Annotated in this window: 17 protein-coding genes and 1 tRNA gene; 10 read left to right on the top strand and 8 right to left on the bottom strand. The window is 61.2% G+C overall.

Translation table 11 applies throughout. The annotated features are described in order from the left end of the window. Nucleotides 1-13: 13 nt before the first annotated feature. The 6 genes from AC1DX3_RS22895 to AC1DX3_RS22870 all read left to right on the top strand — a co-directional run bounded on the left by AC1DX3_RS22895 (nt 14) and on the right by AC1DX3_RS22870 (nt 4,216). Entirely contained in the window at nt 14-715 is a 702-nt protein-coding gene (locus AC1DX3_RS22895) for an energy transducer TonB (RefSeq protein WP_476991671.1), read from the top strand. Between the two features lie 115 nt (nt 716-830). Beyond that, nucleotides 831-1,592: a M48 family metallopeptidase gene (locus tag AC1DX3_RS22890; protein WP_476991670.1), complete on the top strand. Its 762-nt coding sequence runs from the start codon at nt 831-833 to the stop codon at nt 1,590-1,592. A gap of 8 nt (nt 1,593-1,600) precedes the next feature. After that, complete coding sequence (locus AC1DX3_RS22885; RefSeq protein WP_476991669.1) at nt 1,601-1,909, top strand: energy transducer TonB; 309 nt, start codon at nt 1,601-1,603, stop codon at nt 1,907-1,909. 115 nt (nt 1,910-2,024) lie between these two features. Further along, nucleotides 2,025-2,101, top strand: a tRNA-His gene (locus tag AC1DX3_RS22880). 55 nt (nt 2,102-2,156) lie between these two features. Continuing rightward, the gene (locus AC1DX3_RS22875; protein WP_476991668.1) at nt 2,157-3,239 is read left to right on the top strand and encodes an NAD(P)/FAD-dependent oxidoreductase; all 1,083 of its coding nucleotides are present in this window, start codon (nt 2,157-2,159) and stop codon (nt 3,237-3,239) included. Nucleotides 3,240-3,343: 104 nt separating this feature from the next. Beyond that, the gene (locus AC1DX3_RS22870) at nt 3,344-4,216 is read left to right on the top strand and encodes a transglycosylase SLT domain-containing protein (RefSeq protein ID WP_476991667.1); all 873 of its coding nucleotides are present in this window, start codon (nt 3,344-3,346) and stop codon (nt 4,214-4,216) included. A gap of 6 nt (nt 4,217-4,222) precedes the next feature. On the opposite strand, the gene AC1DX3_RS22865 is transcribed toward AC1DX3_RS22870, so the two are convergent. After that, on the bottom strand, nt 4,223-6,016 hold the full coding sequence (locus AC1DX3_RS22865; RefSeq protein WP_476991666.1) for an ATP-binding protein: 1,794 nt from the start codon (nt 6,014-6,016) through the stop codon (nt 4,223-4,225). Nucleotides 6,017-6,197: 181 nt separating this feature from the next. Here AC1DX3_RS22865 and spbR point away from each other — a divergent pair, with 181 nt between their 5' ends. Next, complete coding sequence (gene spbR / locus AC1DX3_RS22860; protein ID WP_476991665.1) at nt 6,198-7,379, top strand: SpbR family protein; 1,182 nt, start codon at nt 6,198-6,200, stop codon at nt 7,377-7,379. Nucleotides 7,380-7,501: 122 nt separating this feature from the next. Here spbR and AC1DX3_RS22855 read toward each other — a convergent pair whose 3' ends face one another. The 3 genes from AC1DX3_RS22855 to AC1DX3_RS22845 form a co-directional block, all read right to left on the bottom strand. Then, nucleotides 7,502-7,996: an Hpt domain-containing protein gene (locus tag AC1DX3_RS22855; protein WP_476991664.1), complete on the bottom strand. Its 495-nt coding sequence runs from the start codon at nt 7,994-7,996 to the stop codon at nt 7,502-7,504. A gap of 98 nt (nt 7,997-8,094) precedes the next feature. After that, nucleotides 8,095-8,853, bottom strand: a complete 759-nt coding sequence (locus AC1DX3_RS22850; RefSeq protein WP_476991663.1) for an NAD kinase — start codon at nt 8,851-8,853, stop codon at nt 8,095-8,097. Nucleotides 8,854-8,940: 87 nt separating this feature from the next. Further along, nucleotides 8,941-9,792, bottom strand: coding sequence for a DUF2336 domain-containing protein (locus AC1DX3_RS22845; protein ID WP_476991662.1), 852 nt, complete (start codon nt 9,790-9,792; stop codon nt 8,941-8,943). Nucleotides 9,793-9,992: 200 nt separating this feature from the next. Here AC1DX3_RS22845 and AC1DX3_RS22840 point away from each other — a divergent pair, with 200 nt between their 5' ends. After that, nucleotides 9,993-11,399 (top strand): hypothetical protein, encoded by a 1,407-nt coding sequence (locus AC1DX3_RS22840; RefSeq protein WP_476991661.1) that lies wholly within the window; start codon nt 9,993-9,995, stop codon nt 11,397-11,399. A gap of 318 nt (nt 11,400-11,717) precedes the next feature. On the opposite strand, the gene ypfJ is transcribed toward AC1DX3_RS22840, so the two are convergent. Then, entirely contained in the window at nt 11,718-12,587 is an 870-nt protein-coding gene (gene ypfJ, locus AC1DX3_RS22835; RefSeq protein WP_476991660.1) for a KPN_02809 family neutral zinc metallopeptidase, read from the bottom strand. A 291-nt stretch (nt 12,588-12,878) separates the two neighbouring features. Between ypfJ and AC1DX3_RS22830 the strand changes: the two genes are divergently transcribed. Both AC1DX3_RS22830 and AC1DX3_RS22825 read left to right on the top strand, forming a co-directional pair. After that, entirely contained in the window at nt 12,879-13,976 is a 1,098-nt protein-coding gene (locus AC1DX3_RS22830) for an efflux RND transporter periplasmic adaptor subunit (protein ID WP_476991659.1), read from the top strand. 1 nt (nt 13,977) lies between these two features. Further along, nucleotides 13,978-17,589, top strand: coding sequence for an efflux RND transporter permease subunit (locus AC1DX3_RS22825; protein WP_476991658.1), 3,612 nt, complete (start codon nt 13,978-13,980; stop codon nt 17,587-17,589). 221 nt (nt 17,590-17,810) lie between these two features. Here AC1DX3_RS22825 and AC1DX3_RS22820 read toward each other — a convergent pair whose 3' ends face one another. Genes AC1DX3_RS22820 through AC1DX3_RS22810 form a run of 3 tightly spaced genes read right to left on the bottom strand, consistent with a single transcriptional unit; the run spans nt 17,811 to nt 20,884 of the window. Further along, nucleotides 17,811-19,103, bottom strand: coding sequence for an HlyC/CorC family transporter (locus tag AC1DX3_RS22820; RefSeq protein WP_476991657.1), 1,293 nt, complete (start codon nt 19,101-19,103; stop codon nt 17,811-17,813). A 54-nt stretch (nt 19,104-19,157) separates the two neighbouring features. Beyond that, a complete protein-coding gene (aroB, locus tag AC1DX3_RS22815; protein ID WP_476991656.1) occupies nt 19,158-20,306 on the bottom strand; it encodes a 3-dehydroquinate synthase in 1,149 nt (382 codons plus the stop codon). After that, nucleotides 20,303-20,884 (bottom strand): shikimate kinase, encoded by a 582-nt coding sequence (locus AC1DX3_RS22810; RefSeq protein ID WP_476991655.1) that lies wholly within the window; start codon nt 20,882-20,884, stop codon nt 20,303-20,305. Before AC1DX3_RS22810 ends, aroB begins: the two co-directional genes overlap by 4 nt. Nucleotides 20,885-20,946: the final 62 nt, after the last annotated feature.

The raw sequence follows: 20,946 nt of genomic DNA, 5'->3' as shown, positions 1-20,946 counted from the left end.
GAGGAGACAAAGTATGACTGATGCTGTTCACAGCTTCCACGCGCCAATCTATGCCGACACGTCTATTAAACGTCTGCCGCCGTCCTTCTATTGGGGTGTCGGATTCGCTATCCTGCTGCATCTCATTCTTGCCTATTACCTTCTCCAGCAAAATTTTACAGGACCCACGGTCGCCGAGCCGGAGGATCCCCGGATTATAGGGACGATCTATAATCCGCCTCCGCCGGAGCCGCCGAAGCCCGACCAGCCCCTGCCCAAAAAGGTCATCGAGGTCCATAAGCCGGTGTTGGAGACGCCGCCTCTCGTGCCGACGACGCCGCTCGCTCCCGTTGAGACCGACCATGCCTCCGGCAGTACCTCGACACCGCCGGCCATCGGCACCGCGCAAAGCAGCGCCGGCACCACGTCCTCTACTTCTGGCGGGGGCTTCGTCAAGGCGCGTTGGACCCAATTTCCGGACGGCAACGCCTTGGCTGAATATTACCCTGCCAAGGCCGCGGATGGCGAGCGCGAAGGCGTAGCCACCGTGCAATGCACCGTGCTGGACGCCAAGGGCCATGTCGGCTGCACGGTCGTGTCCGAGACGCCGGGCGGTTTCGGCTTCGGCGCCCAGACGGTGAAAATGGTCCAGGACAAAGGGCGCGTCGACATCACCCAGGGTGACGTCAAGATCGGCTCGGTCCTGCGCACCACGGTAAAATGGCAACTGGGCTAAAACTCGTCATCATCCGAAAAAGAAAAGGACATCCCGGACCGGAAGGTTCGGGATGTCTTTTTTATTTGCCTCAGTTTAGGGTGGCGGAACCTTTCACGGCGGAGATATTGAACTTATGACGCGTTTTTGGATCAAACCTGTACTGTGCCTGACGCTTTTGAGCGCCGGCCTGGCCATAAGCGGCTGCGAAACCAATGAAGCGCTCGGGCGCAAGCAGCTCATCCTGGTCGACGACAGTGCGCTCGAAGCAAGCGCCATGGCGGGCTGGCAGCAGCAGTTGAAGACCGCCAAGGTTTCCCACGATCCGGTGCTCAACAAACGTATTCAAACCGTCGGCGCGCGCATCGTCGCCGCCGCCGGCATGGGTAACCGGTCCTGGGAATATGTCCTGTTCGACGACGATCAACCCAATGCCTTCGTCATCCCCGGCAACAAGGTCGGCGTCAATACCGGCCTGTTCAAGGTCGTCAAGAACGACGATCAACTGGCGGCCGTCATCGGTCACGAAACCGGCCACGTCATCGCCAAACACGCCGCCGAGCGCGCTTCCCAGACCATGGCGACCCAAGGCGTGCTCGAAGCCGCACAGGGCGTGACCAAAGGCAATGTCCAGAAGGCCGTCGCCAACTATGGCGGCCTGGGCGCCGAACTCGGCATCCTCTTGCCCTATTCGCGCAAGCAGGAATCCGAAGCCGACCGTATCGGTGTCGACCTGATGGTCAAGGCCGGCTACAAGCCTAAGGAAGCCATCAATCTGTGGCAGAACATGATGGCGCTGAATTCGGGCGCGCCGCCTGAATTTATGTCGACCCACCCGTCGGACAAGACACGGATCAAGGACCTGCAGGACTATATTGCGTCCAAGGGATACAAGTAGGGGAAACCATGACGGTCGTCGCAGGCTATATTATCGCGGGCCTGCTGGTGGCCGGCACCACAACCACGGAAGACTATTATCCGGCGCGCGCCCTGAACGAAGAAGTTCAGGGCGTCGCGACGATCGACTGCGTCGTTCAGCAGAATGGCAGTCTGGCTCTATGCATTATCGTCAGCGAAGGCCCGCGAGGCTACGGTTTCGGTGCTGCGACGATCAAGGCGTTCAGCAAAACCTATAACGTCAAAGAGCACCCTGAACTGACTCAGCCCCATGATCCCGGTGATCACATTCAACTCACCTACCATTGGACGCTCTGATATGGTGTCCGTTGATCGGTTGCTTCAATCGAAACCGCGATATCGCATATTTTCCGGCATGGGGACTTGATAATCCCGTGATGTCGCGTTAGAGACTGCCCCCTCGCGATAGTGTGCCGCCTTAGCTCAGTTGGTTAGAGCGCCGGTTTGTGGAACCGGAGGTCCTCAGTTCAAGCCTGAGAGGCGGTACCATCGCCAGGCTTTATGCCGCATAGCCTGACCTTGCGGAATCGCGTAGGTCCACGTCATGGCAGAGACAAGCTCAACATCCTTGATCGTTATCGGCGCCGGCATTGTGGGCCTGTGTATCGCCGTGGTCGCGCAGGCAAGGGGCCATGCCGTCACGATCGTCGCCCGTGACAAGGCGGAAGATACGGCATCAGGCGTCGCAGCCGGCATGATCGCGCCGGTTTTGGAATCGCGCACCGACCCGTGGAACCCTGTCGGCCTTGCCAGGATGCGCAGGGCGCAGGACGCCTGGCTTAATCTGACCGACGCCTGGCCGCGGACTCTGACTCTCGCCTTGCGTCAGCAACAGGACAGGGCCCGCAGCGTCTTTATCTGGCGCGGAGATCAAACCGAAGACGATCATGATTTTCTTGGGTTTGCGCTGCAAACGGCGCGGTCGGATGCGCTCGACAGAAACGCCTTGCAAGACCTGCACGTTTCGCCGGCCTATTCGGGCGAACCGGTGCCGGGAGACTGGCTGATCGATGCTACCGTCACCTTGTCCGAGTTGGAAAGCGCCTTCCGCGCCCGCGGTGGCCAGTGGCTCGACGCCGAAGCGATCTCCGTCGCCAGCCATACCGTCCGTCTTGACGACGGCGCTACTCTGACGGCGGACCATGTCGTCCTGGCCGCCGGGTTCGGGACGGTCGCCTTCGCTGACGCCATTCCGCTCCTCGAACGGCTACACCCTATCAAGGGGCATATACTGGACCTCTCCGCCGATACGCCAGCCGGCGTCATTCGCGCCGCCGAAGGCTATCTGGCGAGCTATGGCGGTTCGGCCAAATTCGGCGCCTCGATGGAAGCGGGCAGGGATGATCTCGCCGTCGATCCAGCCGTTGTCGCCGATTTGAAAGACCGCGCCGCAACGATGTTCCCTGATCTGGACCTTAGCCCCGCCGTGCCGCGGACAGGCATTCGCGCCGCCACGCCGGACGGCTGGCCGATAATCGGGATGGACCCCACCTCCGGCGTCTATATCGCCACAGGCATGCGCCGCAACGGCTATGTTTTTGCGCCATTGGCAGCCCAAATCATCGTCGATCTGATCGAGGGCGTGGCCAACCCGGACGCGCACCTCTATCGCCCGGATCGCTTTTAAGGCGATATTAACCACGTATGGGGCAAAATCTGCCTATGCGTTTGTTCACAGCCCCAGTACCCGATCCCGCCCCATTCTTGAAGCAGATATCTGGCCTGACTCAGATGTCGAATCAAGTTGGCCGTTCCTTGCAACACGGGGCGCAAGGTGTCATGGGCTCGCTTCAGCGCGCCGCCAACGCTACCGGCGTCGACTTTGGCTACTTGGTCAAGACGGCGACCCGCGAAAGCTCTCTTAATCCCAACGCCCACGCGCCCACATCGTCGGCGGCCGGCCTGTTCCAGTTCATCGAGCAGACCTGGCTCGGCATGGTCAAGAACAGTGGCGCCAAGCACGGCTATGGCTCCTATGCCGATCAGATCGTCAAGGGACGTGACGGCCGCTATTCGGTGCCCAATGCCGCCGTGCGCAAGCAGGTCCTGGGCTTGCGCTACGATGCCGACGCCAATGCCGTCATGGCGGCCGAAATGACCGCCGGCCACGCCGCCTATCTCAGGGGCCGTATCGGACGCAACGCCACCCAGGGCGAACTCTATGCCGCCCATTTTCTCGGCCCCGACGGCGCCGCCGACCTGATCAATGCCAGCCAGACCCGCCCGCAGGCGACGGCGGCGAGCCTGTTTCCATCTGCCGCCCGCGCCAACCGCAGCATCTTCTACAGCCATGGCCGCGCCTTGAACGTCACCGAGGTCATGGCCAATCTGACGCGGACCGGCGGCTCGGCACCGATGGCGATCCCGGACGCCGAGCCCAAGATGGAAACAACGCCTTTGCTCATGGCGCGATGGGACAAGGTCAAGGCCGACGAGGCCGTGATGCAGATGGTGTTCGGCGGACAGGGCCAGGAAGGCCTGCTGTTTTCCACCCAGTTGATGTCGGCTTTTGGGCCCGGTGACGAAGCCAAACGTAAGGACGGCGGCGACGATGCCGACAGCGCTCTCAGCAAGATGTTCGGTGGCGACAACGCGTTAGGGTAACCGTGCTTAAAAGCTGGCCAGGGCCCGTCCGAGACTTTCTCGGCTTTGAGGCAGCAATAGCGGCTGAACCCCTAGGGCCTGCAGGTCTTCGGCCTGATCGCCGGCCGGCAACAGGGCCAGGATATTGAGGCGCGCCTCGGCCTGGGTAGAGCGCAGATTGCCGAGGAACTGATCCAGCTTCGTCCGGTTGTCCTGGTCTTCCAGGTCCTCGAACGCCCCCGTCGAAATCAAACAGGCATCGACAGGCGCCTTTTTCGCCAGGGCCAGGGCCCGTTCGCGTGAGGTCGAGGTCAGGCATTTATGGCCCAGCTTCTCCAGCGAATCGCGTAGCTGCGCCGAGCGCAGGCTGTCATTGGACAGCAGCAGGATGCGCAGCGAATGCTCGCTGACCCATTCGGTCTCTTCGACTTCCACCGGACGCGCCGGGGCGGTAGCCGTGGCGTCGAAGGGCAGGTCGAACCAGAACTTCGACCCGACATCGGGGGTGCTTTGGCCACCCATCCGGCCGCCCATCAATTCGCTGAGCGATGTCGACAGACTGAGGCCCAGGCCGGCGCCGGAATGGCCGGCCGATGTTCGCGCCACGCGCATGTGCGGCTGGAAAGCCTGCTCCAGTTCTTCGGCGCTCAGGCCGGGGCCGGAATCGACGACTTCGAGACGCAGGAAGCCGTCCGGAACCATGGTCAGTTTCACTTCGACCCTGCCTTGTTGCGTGTAAAGGACCGCATTACCCACAAGGTGCGACAGGATCTGTTCGACGCGGTGTTCGTCGCCCATGGCGGCGCCTGTAGTCGGCAGGCCCTGAACCGTCAGCGACAGGTGAAGCTCCTTGCCATGCGCCAGGCCAGAGAACGACGCAATCGTCTTCTGACACAACAGCTCGATATCGAGCGGCTGAATATTCAGTTCGATCTGGCCGGCTTCGGCGGTGTCGTTGTCGAGTGTCGTCACCAGGATCGTCTGCAAATGGTTGATTTCACTCAAGGCGGCGTCGACATATTGCCGCGGCGCCGGCGCGCGCGTCAGGACGGTCAGGCACTGAGCCAGGGTCTGTTCGACGCCTTTCAGGCCGGTCTGGACTTCGCGCGACAGGGTCTCCATCAGGGCGATCTTGGCATCGTTAAGCGCATCGGAAGCGGCGCGGGCGGCTTCGCGTTCGGCGGCGATCTCGCTTTGCCGGTACTGCAGCAAATAGTGCTCGCGCATATGGCGGTTGAGCACGAAACCCATGGCCAGGCCGAGCGCCAGGCCGCCGGTCATCAACTGGCTGAGTTCGGGGCTTTGGCCGAGGCCGTTCAGGGCCAGGATCGGTCCGGCAACGGCGAGGGGGCCCAATATCAGGAGATAGATCAGCACGGGCGACGAGAAGAAGATGATACCAACGGCGGCGCCGGCGCAAATCATCAGCAGGATTTCCGGCGTGACGCCCCACTGACCCGCGGTCAGCGAGATGGTGAGCAAGACCGCGGTCCATACTGCGCCGGCAATGCCCTGGCGATGGAGGCGCGACTTGATATTGGCAGCGCGATCGCCGTCGTGCCGGTCTTGCAGACGCTCGCACTGTCCCTTCAAGACCATGAACACGGTCCAGGCAACGACGAATAAAGGCAGGTAGAGCGCCAGCCACCATGGCGACAGGCTGTGGCTGGCAGCCCACAGGAAGATCGGCAAACCGATGCCGAAATAGCCCATGACATAGGGCGACAGTCGCGATTGCGCCATCAGGCCGTAATCGAGCACGATGGCATCGACGGACAGCGGCGTGGAAGCGGGGGGATCTTGCACGGGCGAAGTCTTCATGCTGCATGTCTTAACACGCAGACCTTGCTGTGGGGTTACCTTTGCGTGTGCTCACGCGAAATTGTCCGCCAAATCGCTGCTTTTTCACGGTAAACGGCGACTTAAGGGCGTCGATAAAGGATTCATTAGGACTCACGCGCGACACTGGAAAATCAAGGTTTTATTAGCAGGATTCGCACCCATGTCCGCCGCCACCACGATACCTTCGCGCACCGCCCTGTCGGACGTCGATATCAAGCGTCTGGTCAAGAGTGAAAACGCCGACGACCGTGCTGTCGCAACGCACAAAATCTGCCGCGTCATGGAAAAGAGCGATATGACTGATGCCGACCGCATGGCGGCTCAGGAAATCATTCGCATGCTGGCCCAGGATGCCGCCGAACTGGTGCGCCGCGCTTTGTCGGTAACCTTGCGTACCTCCGACCTGCTGCCGCACGACGTGGCTCTTAAGCTTGCCCAGGACGTGACGACGGTCGCCGTACCCGTCCTGACCCATTCGCCCTTGTTCAGCGATGAGGACCTTAGCGTCATCATCCGCTCCGGCGGACCGGTGCGCCAGGTCGCCATCGCCAAACGCGAAGCCTTGTCCGAAGTTGTGACCACGACCCTGGCCGAAAGCGCCGTCGAAGAGGCCGTGGTCATCGCCTGCGCCAACGACAATGCCAAGTTCAGCGACGGTGGCATGAACCGTGTCATGGACCGCTTCGGCACCTCCGAAGTCCTGCACAGCGTCCTGGTCAACCGCAAGCTTTTGCCGGTTTCGGTCAGCGAGCGTCTGGTCCATATCGTCAGTGCGGCGCTGCGCGAACAACTGATCACCCATCACGCCATCAAGCCGGAAACCGCCGTCGAAATCGTTCAGGCGACCCAGGAACGCGCCACGCTCGACATGGCCGACCAAACGGGCGCCAGTATGGATCCGCAAGGTCTGGCGCGCCACCTGATGGCGACCGAACGCCTGACCGCTTCCTTGATCCTGCGTGCCCTGGCGCGCGGCCATATGGGCTTCTTCGAACACGCTCTGGCCGAACTGTCCGGTGTGCCGCACGAACGCACCTGGCTGATGGTCCACGACGCCGGCAGTCTCGGCCTGCGCGCCATTTATGACCGAGCCGGTCTTCCGGGCCGTCTGTTCCAGACCTTCCGCATCGCGATCGATACCTGGCACGGCCTGATGAGCGAGGCCGGCCATCTCGAACCCACACGTTTCCAGGAGCGGTTGATCGAGCGCTTCCTGACCCAGGTACCGTTCGCGCCGCGCGAAGACCTGATCTATCTCTATGAACGTCTCGACCGCGACTCCAAGGGCAAGCGCTGGAACAAGATCAGCGAAGCCACGGGCGGCGATATGTTAGCCGCTTAGGCGCCGCAACGGCGGCGGGCAGTCGTCGTTGCCAAATGCCAAAGCATTGGGACCTCGTCATTTCAGACAACAAAAAGGGTGGCCGCATCATATGTGGCCACCTTTTAATTTTGTACCTAATATCAAGCCGCTTTTTCGAGCTTGTCGAGATGTTCCTTGACCCGGGCTTCCAGGGTCTCGGCCAGGATCTTGCCCATCGGATGGCCTTCTTCCTTGATCTGGTCGCGGACGACCGCGCGGATCGCGTCGAGATGGGCGTCTACCAGCAGGCGCGGCGCCGCCATGCGCTTGTCTTCGTCGTCGAGCATCTTACACAGTGAACCGGCGATGCGCGTGATCAGCGGATAGCCGTAGGTCGTGCCCAGTCCCTTCAGATCGTGGGCGCGATAGAACAACTGCTCGCTATTGACCAGGTTCAGACCTTCGGCCTTGATCAGGATCTGGACATCTTCCAACTTCTTGACTTCGTCCTGAAGCCATTCGCCGAACTGGCTCGACAGGTCGGCCAGGGCCGCCTCCGCCTTGGCGATCGCTTCCTGGTCCAAGGCGCCCAGCCGGCCGCCGACCTTAGCGCGCAACGTGTTGGGAACCTGAATGATCTGGGCTTTTTCCGACATGGACGAACCTCGAAGAACTATTTGACGCGACTCTTTGAGAGTCAATCTATTCGGAGGTGATTTAAGAAGCCCTAATAAGATTAACAGAAGTGCAAAATTTAAGAGGTGAACTGTTCGGCCAGCACGCGTTCGTCATAGCCGTTGCCGGCGTCGAACAACAAAGTCGCTTTCAAGGTCTCCGCCTCGCTGATATCGACACTGACGACGTCGCGGACATCATAGCTGTCGGCGGCCGCGCTGATCGGGCGCTTGTCGTATTCCAAAGCTTCGATACGCACCTGGGCGGTGTGCGGTAGGATGGCGCCGCGCCAGCGCCGCGGCCGGAAAGCGCTGATCGGCGTCAGGGCCAGGGCCTTGGCGGTGAGGGGAATGATCGGCCCGTGCGCCGACAGGTTATAGGCTGTCGACCCTGCGGGCGTCGCCACCATGGCGCCGTCGCACATCAACTCATCCAGCCGCACCTTGCCATCGATCAAGATGCGCAGCTTGGCGCCCTGATGCGATTGCCGCAGCAAGGAGACTTCGTTGAAGGCCAGCGCCTTGTGTTCATGGCCATCGCGCGACCAGGCGTGCATTTTCAACGGGCTGATCAAGGTGCTCTCGCTCTTCAGGATCCGCTCCATGAGGTCGTCCTCGGAGAAATCGTTGAGCAGGAAGCCGACACTGCCGCGGTTCATGCCGAAAATTGGAACCTTGTCGTGAAGGTATTTGTGTAGGGTTTGCAGCATGAAGCCGTCGCCGCCCAAGGCCACGACCACGTCCGGCGTGCTGGCGGAGCCATAAAGAGCCTTCAGGCGAGCGCAGGCCGATTGGGCTTCGGGGCGGTCGGATGCGGTGAAGTCGAGTTTCAGGGACATGGCTTGGTCTTTAGCTCAGGCAAGACCCGCTTGTAACGCCTTTACAGCGAAAATGTCCAAAAGAATCCGGCCCTAACCGCCGCCAATCTAACCGACTAAAGCGGCGAGGCGATGGCGGGCGGCGTCGGGCGACAGGGTGAAGACCGACAGCACCGTCGGCCGGTGGGCTTCATTGACCACGGCGAGGCCCTGTCGCGCCGCCTGCCAGGGCGGCAGTATGCCGAGAAAGACAGCGCGGTCGATGCCGAGCGCGCAGCACAGCAGGGCCAGCGGCACGGCGGACACGACCCCGACGGCCCGGTTCAGCTCCAGCGGATCGAGCTTGACGCGACGCGAGGCTTCGAGGACGAAGCGCTCGGTTTCACCGGCTTGCAGCAATTTGACCAGTTTCAGATTGTCATGGCTGATCGTATCCTGCGGCGACAGGTTGAGATGGCTTTTGGCCAGACGCAGCGACGGCCGGGCCAAAATCGCAGCGCGCAGGGCAGGGCGATCCTGCGCCAGCCGCGCCAGGCGAACCTCGTCCTCCTCGTCGAAATCGAGTGTCTCGTTTTCGACCGCGGTGATAAAGACGCTGTCGTGGTTGGACTTGAGCAAGGCCTTGATGACGCGCCAGTCGAGGTGCGAACGCTGGGCGATCAAGCCGTGGTGGGCTTCACCAGTGGTGGCGATGACGGCCAGCAGGGCGTGAGCGTCCAAGGCGGCCAGATTGGAGCGCAGTAGCGGGGCGGCCAGGTCGATCGGCATCTCGCCGAGGGTGACAACAAGATTGTGATCTGACCACCCTTGGTGATCCGGTCTGACCAAAAGGCGCGTTTCACACAGCCGTTTGACCGGCGTACGGAAGTCGGGCACGGCCGGTGCGGGCGGCAGGCGCAAGGTAAAATCAACCGCGGCCTTGTCAACAACAGCAAGGGTTTTCTGCTTAAGTGCCTGCACCAAAAGTGTCCGCTCAAACCTTGAAAAACGAGTCGATAAAGTGAGAGTCTGACGCGACAGGGTGAACACTTGCTTAATGCGCCGTTCTCTTTACGGTTGCTGAAAATAATGGCGAAAGTAAAAAAGGTCAGCCGTGTTAATCTTGTTTCAATGGACCCCGCCTAATCTGACCGTCAGTTCAGTAGCCAGAAGGGCAGTCTATGTCCGAGTCCGCTCAGGGGTTCCCGGAGCCACAAACGTCAGGTTCGGCCGTGCCCAGCGGCACAGCGCGCGCCGTTGGACGCGAGCCCTTGATGCTTGAGCACGAAGATGCCGTCATCGTGGTCGAGCGCTTGCGCGAAACCCATGTCGACGTCAACGGCCATGCTTTCCTGCTCAAGCTCGACACCTTGATCGTCCGCCTCGGCGCCCGCTGGGAGGCCAAGCAGGAGTTGGTTTTCGAACACCTTAAGACGGCGTTCGAGCGCGATTTCCCCGAACCCAACTGGTGCATTTCCCTCAATGGGGACGCCTGGCTGGCTATGCTGCCGACCGCAGGTTCGCGCAAAGGCGCCCTGGCTATCGCCGACATGTGGCGCGATCTGTGCGGTTTCTTCGTCGGCGACATGTCGGCCCTCGAAGTGCCGATTTATGACGTGCTGGTCGAAGATGTCGATCGCTTCTCGCTGAAAAAGATCGACCTCAACACCTATTACGGCCCCAGCGAGAGTGAAAACGCGCCCATCAAGGCACGCAACGGCGGTTTCCACGGCGAAGATGCGGCCCGCGCCGCCGGTGTCGCGCCCGCAGCCACGCCTTTGCAACGCCCCGTCATGGTGGCAGCGACCGTGTCCTATGGCGGCCGCAATCTCAAGGTCGCCAGCTCGATCGAACCGCTCTTCGAGATGAAAAAGATGGCCCTGATCGGCCATCGCCTCGAAGCCATGGTGATGGAGACGATCGACAACGCGCTGCTGGACCGCAAGACCCTGTCTAATCTCGACTGGAATCTGCGTGAACAGGTCGATGTCGTCAATATCGAGCAGGGCCTGATGCTGTTGCGCATGCGCACGCCCGAACAACGCAAGATGATGATGGTCGTGCCCGCGGCATTCTCCACCTTCGCCTCGGCGCGGGCCCGGCAGAAAATTACCCAGGACGTTGCCAAGGCATCCGCCGAGATGGGCCTGAAGGTGCTGTTCGAAGTGCGCGGGCTCGATGGCGTGCCGCCGCACCGCGTGCTGGAAATCGTCAGCCTGATCAAGCCTTACTGCATGACGGCCGTGGGCAGCGTCAGTGCTGAACGCAAGGCCATTTCGGGGCTCGCCAAATGCGGCCTGTCTGGGGTCTGTATCGAATATGACGGCGCCAAGCGCGACGAAGCCGTCTTGCAGGACTATCTCGGTCAATTGGCGACGGCTGCGAAGATGGCGGCCGGTGCCTGCATGGTTCAGGGGTTCGACAACTACCGCCAGATGGCGATCGCGCGTCTGGCCGGCGTGACTCACGCCAGCATGAAGACAGCAGCCCTGATGTCGCCCAAGGGCGCGGCCCATGTCGCGGCCCGCACGGCGGAGGTTCTGCGCGAGACCGAAACGGCTTTCCCCAGTATTCTGCCGGAATCCTGATCAGGCGTCGGACAAGTGTCCGACTTTCCTTCACCGGTCCGAGCCATACCAGTCTCCGCAGGATTCAATCCACAGATCAGCGAGATGAAGAGGCCACTAACGCGGCCCGATGCGGCTGTGGGTGGATCGTAATCTGACGCGAAGCGTCTTTCACCCATTCGTCATTGACCCCGCGCGTCAGAAATAGCGCCATTATGCGTTTGCCGGGCCGCGGTAGCGGCCTGTTCATCTGGCTTATCTGGCTGATCTGTGGATCAAACCTTACGACGTCAGCCCCACGCGCCAGGCCTTTCCCCGGGACCTTTACAACTCAGGCCCTTATCCCAAAGACGATCCAAACGTATCGCACTGATTGGGATCGCCTGTCGTGAAGCCGGCCTGGAACCAATGCATGCGTTGCGCCGACGTCCCGTGGGTAAAGCTGTCGGGCACGACCCGGCCCTGGGTTTCCTTTTGCAGCGTATCGTCGCCGACCGAGGCCGCCGCATTCAGCGCTTCGTCGGCGTCGCCGGCTTCCAGCCAGTGCTTTTCGTCATTCGAGCGCTTGGCCCAGACGCCGGCATAACAGTCGGCCTGCAGTTCCAGCTTGACCGACAACGCATTGGCGCGCGTCCGGCTCAGCCCTTGTTCCTGGCGTTCGACCGCGGCGCTGACCCCTAGCAGGTTCTGCACATGGTGGCCGACCTCATGGGCGATGACATAGGCGCGGGCGAAGTCGCCCTTCGCCCCCAACTGTTGTTCCATGGTGTTGAAGAAGTCGAGGTCGAGATAGACGCGCTCGTCCTCGGGGCAATAGAACGGCCCCATGGCGGCCTGGCCGTCGCCGCAACCGGTTTGGGTGTCTTCGGTGTAGAGGGTGAGGGTGGAGGGGCGGTAATCCTTGCCCTCGGCCTTGAAAATTTCCGCCCAGGTGTCGTCGACCGAAGCATGGATGGTGGCGGAAAACTTGCACGGCTCGTCGCCTTCGGGGCATTTCGAGCCGGGTGTGCCGTCCATCTGCCCGACCTGAGCGGCCGGCCCCTGCACCTGGTCGGCGGCGCCGAGGATTTTCGACGGGTCGATATGGAAAAAGAAATAGCCGATCAGGGCGACGATAACGACCGCGATGCCGCCGCCGCCCACCACATGTTGCGGGCCGATGCCACGCCGATCCTCAACTCCGCCTTCGCGTCCGTCCTGCCATCTCATGGTGCTCTCCCTCAGCTATGAACCCACTGTGACGCCGATTAAGCATGTTTTCAAGTCAAAGGACGATGTGGATTATCATGGCACCATGCTGACAGTTTGCTGTCGCTGGACGTGCTGTGGTGCACAATCTTCGCTGACGTGGCGTGTTCGACACGGTTTTGACAGCGATTGTGAACGATTTTTCATGTGGCTTTCGTTGACTCAGGGAGATGTGCACTTCATCATGTATCAAAAGAAAATATCACCCTCATGCCGCGAAGCGGCAGGGCAAACATAATAGGATCAATGGGCATGACCTCGGGGTTAAAAGGCGTTTCACGGCCGCTGTTCGTAATAGCCGGTCTGGCGGCGGCAGTGACGATGACGATCGGGCTTGACGCCTGTTCCAAGAAGCCCGCGGCCGAGAAGGACGCCAAGGCTACCGCTGCGGATCACGCCTCCCTGGTCAGTTATGCCGTCGTGCAACAAACGACCGCACCCGTCACCGTGACCGGGACCGGCACGGTCAGTGCCTGGCAGGAGGTGCCGGTCGGTGCCGAAACCGGTGGCCTGACCGCTGTTGCCCTGCTGGTCGACGAAGGCCAAAGCGTCAAGCAGGGGCAACCTTTGCTACGCATGAACGATGTCCTGCTCCAGGCGCAGTACAAGCAAGCCAAGGCCAGTTACGATCAGGCCAATGCCGCCTATCAGCGCGCAGCCACCTTGAACAAGCAGGGCTACCTGTCGACGGCCGGGCTCGAGCAGGCCCAGGCCTCCATGCTGACCACCCAGGCCGGGATGGAAACGGCCCAGACGCAATTGTCGCTGGCGACCGTGCGCGCGCCGGTGTCGGGCATCGTCACGGAACGCAAGGCCGTGCTGGGCCAGATCATCCAGCAGGGCGCGGAGCTGTTCAAGATCGTTCGCGATGGTCGCGTCGAGCTCAACATGGAAGTCGTCGACACCGATCTGCACGCTATCAACCCCGGCATGACCGCGACGGTCAGCAGTGATTCGACCGGTCCGGTGACCGGCACGGTACGTATCGTGACGCCTCAGATCGATCCGTCGACACGCCTGGGCTATGCCCGCATCAGCGTGCCTTGGACATCGGGCCTGCGCCCCGGCATGTTCGCCTCGGGCATGATCGATGTCGGCAACCAGTCCGTCTTGCTGGTGCCGCAGAGCGCTATTGTCTATAACGAGAATTCGCCTGGCGTTTACGTCCCGGACGCGGCCGGCAAGGTTCACCTGCGCAAGGTCGTCGTTGGGGCTACCACGGCAAACAAGTCGGTGGTGATCAAGGAGGGCGTGGTTGCCGGCGACAAGGTTGTCACGACGGGTGCAGGCTTCCTGAACGACGGCGACAGCGTAACCCTGCAGGCGCAACCGCAAGCGGGCGGAGAGTAACATGGCTGGTTCGCAAGGTTACGAGTCGGAGAAGGAAAAGGGCGGCGGCTTCCAGATTTCGTCCTGGTCGATCCGCAATCCGATTCCCACAGTCGTCTTCTTCCTGGTCATGACCCTGGTGGGCATACTGGGCTTCCAGCAGATGCGCATCAACAACTGGCCCGACATCGACTTCCCGATCGTCGTTGTGACGGTTGTCCGTTCCGGTGCCGCGCCCGAAGAATTGCAGAACCAGGTGACGCGGATCGTCGAAGATTCGGTCGCGGGCCTCGGCGGCGTCCGCCACACCCAGTCCTATGTCAACGAAGGCGCATCGACCACGGTCATCACCTTCCAGCTCGATACCGATCTCGAAAAAGCCACCAATGACGTACGGAACGCCGTGGCAGGCGTGCGCGGCAACCTGCCCGGCGACGTCCAGGATCCGATCGTGTCGCGGGTGGAAAACGCCCAGGGCCAGGCCCTGTTGAGCTATATTATCCGCTCCGACAACATGACGCCGGAACAATTGAGCTGGTATGTCGACAACGACATCGCCAAGAAGGTTCTCGCGGCCAAGGGTGTGTCCTCGCTTACCCGTGACGGCGGCGTCAGCCGCGAAATCCGCATTGAGCTCGACCCGTCCAAGCTCGCGGCCCAAGGCGTCACCGCCGGCGACATCAGCAGTCAGTTGCGCTCCTTCAACGTCAACATGCCCGGCGGCCGCTTTAATTCCGGCACGTCGGAACAAAACATCCGCACCGTGGGTGGTGCCGAAAGCATCCAGGAACTGGCCGACAAGCGCATCACCTTGTCCAATGGCGGCAGCGTCCGTCTCGGCGATCTGGGAACGGTCAGCGACACCTGGTCTGAGCCACGCGCGCGGGCCCGCTTCAATGGCAATGAAGCCGTCGGTTTCGGTATCCAACGGACGCGCGGCACCTCGGAATGGAAGGTCGCCGAAGGCATCAAGCCGATTATCGCCCAGATCGGCAAGGACAATCCCCATATCCAGATCGTGCCGGTGGCATCGTCGGTCGATGAGGTCAAACGCAGTTACGACAGTTCGATGGAAGCCCTCTTCATCGGCGCCTTGCTGGCCGTTTTCGTGGTCTGGCTGTTCCTGCGCGACTGGCGGGCGACCTTCGTCTCGGCTATCGCTATGCCCATGTCCTTGCTGCCGACCTTTTTCGTCATGCATGCGACCAATCAGTCGTTCAACGTCGTCACCCTGCTGGCCTTGTCTTTGACCGTCGGGATTCTCGTCGACGACGCCATCGTCGAAATCGAGAATATCGTCCGCCATATTCGCGAAGGTAAGAAGCCCTATCCCGCGGCTATCGAAGCCGCCGATGAAATCGGCCTCGCCGTCGTGGCGACAACCGCCACTCTGATCGCCGTCTTCGCGCCGACCGGGTTCATGCCGGGGATCGTCGGGCAATTCTTCAAATGTTTCGCCATCGCGTCCTGCGTCAGCGTCTTCTTCTCGCTGGTCGTGGCACGGACTCTGACGCCTCTGATGGGCGCCTACCTGCTGCGCGTCAATCCGAAGCATGACAATGATAAACCATTCTGGATGGACGGTTATCTCAAGGCCCTGACCTGGTGCCTGACGGGCCACGTCAAGTGGCGCTGGAGCATCCTGTTCCACGCCATCATCGTTGCCGTCGTCCTGGTTGTTCTCGGCACCAAGGGCGCACCTGTCATGTATGCCGTTGCGGGCGTTGTCATGGTCGTGGCTATCCTGCTGGTCCTATTCGTGCGCGAACCCTATATGAAGGTGCGCTGGGCCATCTTGGAACTCGGGACACTCGTCGCCCTGATATTCGCTGCTATCGGCATGGGGATGATTACCGGACCCAGCATGATGGCCGCCAAGGCGGCCGCCGGCCAAAGCAAGGCGGCGATCAAGGCTGCCGTGGAGGCAGCCGCTCACGCTCCCAATCCAATGGCGACACCGGGTATGGTCATGGCTGTCATCGCCATCATTCTGTTGATCGGCACGATTTTCCTGACCATTAAGTTCAAGAAGTCCTATTTGGCTGCGCGGTGGGCGGTCGTCATTTCCGGCACTTTCTTCTTCATCGGCTCGATCGCCCTGCTGGCCACCATCCCGCAGGATAATATCCCTGCCAGCGACGATGGCATGTCGGTGATGAGCCTGTCCCTGCCGCCTGGCTCGACCTTGGCCGAGACCGATAGCGTCGTTCTACGCGCCGTCAACGACCTCAAAAAGCGACCCGAGGTCGTCAGCACCTATGCTTCGGAAAACATGGAGTCGGCGACCATCATTGTCAACCTGACCAAGAAACACGCTCCATGGTGGGGCAACGGTCCGGACGGCAGGTTCTTCTTCCATCCCTTCGCGCCGCCAGCCCGCCAAAGCCAGGCCAAGTTCGAACAGGACTTTTCCAAGGTTCTGAAAACCTATCCCGGCGTTCGCGCCAGCTTCGGCCAAAGCGGAGGCGGCGGCACCGGTGTCGCCTATATCCTGGCATCTGACGACGAAAAGGCCTTGAACAGCGCTGTCCAGGAACTGACACGTGAAATGCAGGGCCTGAAGGAACTGTCCAATGTCCGTTCCGCCGACAACCTGTCGCGGCCGGAAATCAAGATTACGCCGAAGGCCGACCAGGCCGCTCTGATGGGCGTCTCGACGACGACGATTTCGTCGGCGGCGCGCGTGGCGACGATCGGCGATATCGATCAAATTCTGGCCAAGTATAATCAGGGCGACCGCCAGGTGCCGATTCGAGTTCTGTTGAAGGCCGACGCCCGCAACGATGTCAGCAATCTCAGCACCCTGATGGTACCGACCAAGTTCGGCACCAGCGTGCCCTTGTCGGCTGTTGCGGACATTACCTTCGGCTCGGGCCCGATCCAGATTAACCGCATCGACCGGACGCGTGTCGCCACGGTCAATGCCGACCTGACCGTTGCCAACGGCCTCGCCGACAAGGCGATCAAGGACTTGCCGATCATGAAAAAGATCAGCGACGGCAAGTTGCCGGGAGTCCGCATCATCGTCGACCCCAACAACGAAGACTTCGTGGAAATGGTGCCGAATTTCATCTTCGCCATCCTGACCGGGGTCGGCCTGATGTACGTCGTCCTTGTCCTGTTGTTCGGTTCGTTCAGCCACCCGTTCACCATCCTGGGCGCCTTGCCGCTGTGTTATGGCGGGGCCTTCATCGGCCTGGTCGCTTGCGGCATGACCATATCCATGCCGTCCCTGATCGGGTTGATCATGCTGACAGGCATCGCCGCCAAGAACTCGATCCTGTTGGTCGAATATGCCATGGTGGCGATGAAGAACGGCATGCCGCGTTACGAAGCCCTGATCGAATCCGCCCATAAGCGGGCCCGCCCGATCGTCATGACCACCGTCGCCATGGCGGCCGGTATGATCCCGGCGGCTATCGGTGACGACAGCTTCCGTCAACCCATGGCCGTGGCCGTTATCGGCGGTTTGATCACCTCGACCCTGCTGTCTCTGATGTTCATTCCGGTCCTCTATACGATCGTCGACCAGATATCGAACTTCTTCGGCCGGATGATCTCGCCCTTTTTCCACGCCCAGGGGCGCGAAGACGAAGACGTCCAGCGCGAACCGCACCCTCAGGAGGCGGAGTAGCTTTCTCCCCTGTCATGAGATACTTAATGCCCTCCGGCAACAACCGGAGGGCATTTTCGTTAATCGATAAGTGGTAATATAATGCCGTGAAATTGCCACGCCATCTTCATTCGGAGTGCCGGTTTTCCGTGAATAGGGCCACGGCTACTCCGAATCGCGGCAGCGGCAATTTCCCGGCCCTATGGCAAGCGTCAGGCACTGCCACCGCCATCGCCCTTCGTTCAATAATCCGACGGCGTGCGCACCGGAACTGGCGTCACCTTGATCGCCGTGATCTGGTTGCGCTGCTTGCGCATGATCTGGAACTTGCGGCCGTAGAAGATAAAGGTCTGGCCGGGTTCGGGGATGGTGCGGGCTTCATGGATGATCAGGCCGGCCACCGTTACGGCGTTGTCGTCGGGCAGGTCCCAATCCATGGCGCGGTTGAGGTCGCGGATGCTCATGTCGCCGTCGACATGTATCGAACCGTCCGACTGCTTGCGGATGGCGGTCATGACGGCGTCATGCTCGTCGTCGATCTCGCCGACGATTTCTTCCAGAATATCCTCGAGCGTCACCAGGCCTTGCAGGGCGCCATATTCGTCGACGACCAGGGCGAAGTGCGACTTCTGCTTCAGGAAGGCGGCCAACTGATCCTTCAGATTGGTTGTGTCGGGGATAAACCAGGGTTGGCGGACGATCGACATGACATCGACACTGTTGACGTCGCCCTTGGAGCGGGTCACGGCCGCCATCAGGTCGCGGGCGTGCAGGATGCCGATGATGTTTTCGGTATTGTCGCGATAGAGCGGAATGCGCGTGTGGCTGAAATTGAGCGCCGCTTCGATAATGTCATTGGTCGACAGGTCGGCATCGATCATGTCGATCGACTTGCGGTGGACCATGATCTGGCTGACATCCAGTTCCTGCAAATCGAGCACGCCGCGGAACATGTTGCGGTCGCCGGCCTCGACCGCGCCTTCGTCGTGGTGGTATTCGACGGCGCCGCGGATCTCCTCGTGGGCTGCCAGGACATCGACCTCCATCGACAACCGGACGCCGAACAGGCCCAGCACCTTGCGCACGAACCACTGGACGCTGTCGATCACCGGCCCGAAGGCGTAGACGATCCATTGGACRGGCCGCGACATGAAACGCGCTGTGTCTTCCGGCCGCATGATGGCCAGGGTTTTGGGCAGGACTTCGGCGAAGACGAGGACCAGCACCGTCATGATGGCGGTCGAGATGGCGGCGCCCCACGGCCCGGGAATCGCCTGATCGATCGACAGGGTGGCCAGGGCCGAGGCGCCGATATTGAGCACGTTCTGCAGCAGCAGGATGGCGCCGATCATCTTTTCCTGATTGGTCAGTAGCTTGTTGACCCGGGCGGCGGCACGATCGCCGTCGCGCTCCAGCTGGTGCATCCGTCCGCGCGAGGCGGCGGTCAGCGAGGTCTCGCCGGCGCTGAACAGGGCGGAGACGCCAAGGATGACGACGAGGATGGGGACGAGGGCGATCAGGGCGGCGCCGAGCATATCGGAATCCTTAAATGGCTAGAGATCTGACTCTACAGTTGTTCGCCGAAAAGTTCAGCCTTCAATCGGGGTTGTGCTGCGCGTCGAAGTAGCGCCGTCGAGGACGAGGAAATCGGCGATCTTTTCGCGATCGACCTTCTTGGCGACATAGGCCCGGCCGATGCCCTCGACCAAAACGAAGGTCAGGGTTCCGCCCTCGGCCTTCTTGTCGTGGCCCATATGGGTCAACAGGCTGTCGGCGTCGAAAGCCGCGTTTCGGATGTCCGACATCTGTGTCGGCAGGCCGGCGTGTTTAATGGCGGCCACAGCGCGGGCTTCGTCGTCTTCACTGCAATCATAGCTCAACGTGCTGAAGCGGAAGGCCTGGGCCATGCCGATGGCGACGGCTTCGCCATGCAGCAGGGTATCGCCGAAGCCGACCTCGGCTTCCAGGGCGTGGCCGAAGGTATGGCCGAGATTGAGCAGGGCGCGCTTGCCGCCCTCGCGCTCGTCGGCGGCGACGATCTCGGCCTTCATTTCGACCGAACGTGCGACGGCGTGCAGAATGGCGTCGTGCTCCAGCGCCAAGACACGCGTGTCATTGGCTTCGAGCCAGTTGAAAAACTCGGGGTCGCCCAACAGGCCGTACTTGATGATCTCGGCATAGCCGCAACGAATCTCGCGCGCCGGCAGGGTTTTGAGAATGTCGAGATCACATAGCACCAGCCGCGGCTGGTGAAAGGCGCCGATCAGGTTCTTGCCCTTTTCGTGGTCGATGGCGGTCTTGCCGCCGACGCTCGAATCGACCTGGGCCAGGACGGTGGTCGGGATCTGGATGAAGTCGATGCCGCGCATATAGACGGCGCAGGCGAAGCCGGTCAGGTCGCCGATGACGCCGCCGCCCAAAGCCACGACTACGTCCTTACGGTCGAGCCCACAATCGAGCAGGGCGTCGAGCACGAACTTCAGACCATCGAACGACTTGCTCTGTTCGCCGGCCGGGACGACGATCTTGTGCGTGTTGTGTCCGGCGGTTTCGAACTGCTTGAGGATACCATCGGCGTGCAATGGCCCGACGTTTGAATCGGTCACCATGACGACGCGCTTGTTGCTCAGGAACGGCCCGACCCAGGTTTCGGCCTGTTCCAGCAGGCCGGCGCCGACAATGACCTCATAGGGTTTGAAGCCTTCACCGGAGACGGGGATACGTCGGACGTCAATCATGTCAGGCTTTCTACGTGGGCTTTGAGCGCGGCCAGCACCATATCGACGGCGCGGCCATGGGGTTGGTCGCCGGTATCGACTACGACATCGGCGATTTCATAGAAGGGGTAACGCGTCTTGACGTGATCCTTCAGGACATCCATCGGATTACGGTCCTTCAGAAGCGGGCGGTGCGGCCGGTTGGCGACGCGCCGCGCCAGGACCTTCAGGTCGGTCTTCAGCCACACGGTGATAGCCTTGGCCTTCAGCCGTTCGCGGGTCAGGGGGTGGATGAGGGCGCCGCCGCCGGTGGCCAGGATGTGTACGGGTGCGTCGAGCAGGCGCGAAATGACGCGCTGTTCGCCGTCGCGGAACCCCTTTTCGCCGTACTGAGCGAAGATGTCGGCAATGCTGCGTCCGGCTGCCTTCTCGATTTCCTCGTCGGCATCGGTAAAGGGCAGGGCGAAATGTTCGGCCAATCGCTTGCCGATCGTCGTTTTGCCAACACCCATCAGACCGACGAGCGCGACGGTTTTGGGCAGGATAAAATGCGGCCGCGGCGCCGGTTCCGGCGCATGGGCAGGTTCAGTGGCCGTCATCGTGCTCAGCCGTACTTTCGGCGAACTGCGGTGAAGGTGGGGGAGGAAAACATCGTCATAAG

The organism is Asticcacaulis sp. P2_B1 (assembly GCF_056404915.1).
The sequence above is the reverse complement of the archived record's forward strand: the minus strand, read 5'-3'. Positions and strand labels throughout refer to the sequence as shown.

Bases quoted from the DNA above. Each gene is read 5' to 3' on its own strand.
- AC1DX3_RS22890 (WP_476991670.1), top strand. From the start codon at position 831: ATGACGCGTTTTTGGATCAAACCTGTACTGTGCCTGACGCTTTTGAGC.
- ypfJ (WP_476991660.1), bottom strand. From the start codon at position 12,587: ATGAGATGGCAGGACGGACGCGAAGGCGGAGTTGAGGATCGGCGTGGC.
- spbR (WP_476991665.1), top strand. From the start codon at position 6,198: ATGTCCGCCGCCACCACGATACCTTCGCGCACCGCCCTGTCGGACGTC.
- AC1DX3_RS22865 (WP_476991666.1), bottom strand. From the start codon at position 6,016: ATGAAGACTTCGCCCGTGCAAGATCCCCCCGCTTCCACGCCGCTGTCC.
- AC1DX3_RS22840 (WP_476991661.1), top strand. From the start codon at position 9,993: ATGTCCGAGTCCGCTCAGGGGTTCCCGGAGCCACAAACGTCAGGTTCG.
- AC1DX3_RS22825 (WP_476991658.1), top strand. From the start codon at position 13,978: ATGGCTGGTTCGCAAGGTTACGAGTCGGAGAAGGAAAAGGGCGGCGGC.
- aroB (WP_476991656.1), bottom strand. From the start codon at position 20,306: ATGATTGACGTCCGACGTATCCCCGTCTCCGGTGAAGGCTTCAAACCC.
- AC1DX3_RS22875 (WP_476991668.1), top strand. From the start codon at position 2,157: ATGGCAGAGACAAGCTCAACATCCTTGATCGTTATCGGCGCCGGCATT.
- AC1DX3_RS22830 (WP_476991659.1), top strand. From the start codon at position 12,879: ATGACCTCGGGGTTAAAAGGCGTTTCACGGCCGCTGTTCGTAATAGCC.
- AC1DX3_RS22810 (WP_476991655.1), bottom strand. From the start codon at position 20,884: ATGACGGCCACTGAACCTGCCCATGCGCCGGAACCGGCGCCGCGGCCG.
- AC1DX3_RS22855 (WP_476991664.1), bottom strand. From the start codon at position 7,996: ATGTCGGAAAAAGCCCAGATCATTCAGGTTCCCAACACGTTGCGCGCT.
- AC1DX3_RS22850 (WP_476991663.1), bottom strand. From the start codon at position 8,853: ATGTCCCTGAAACTCGACTTCACCGCATCCGACCGCCCCGAAGCCCAA.
- AC1DX3_RS22885 (WP_476991669.1), top strand. From the start codon at position 1,601: ATGACGGTCGTCGCAGGCTATATTATCGCGGGCCTGCTGGTGGCCGGC.
- AC1DX3_RS22895 (WP_476991671.1), top strand. From the start codon at position 14: ATGACTGATGCTGTTCACAGCTTCCACGCGCCAATCTATGCCGACACG.
- AC1DX3_RS22870 (WP_476991667.1), top strand. From the start codon at position 3,344: ATGTCGAATCAAGTTGGCCGTTCCTTGCAACACGGGGCGCAAGGTGTC.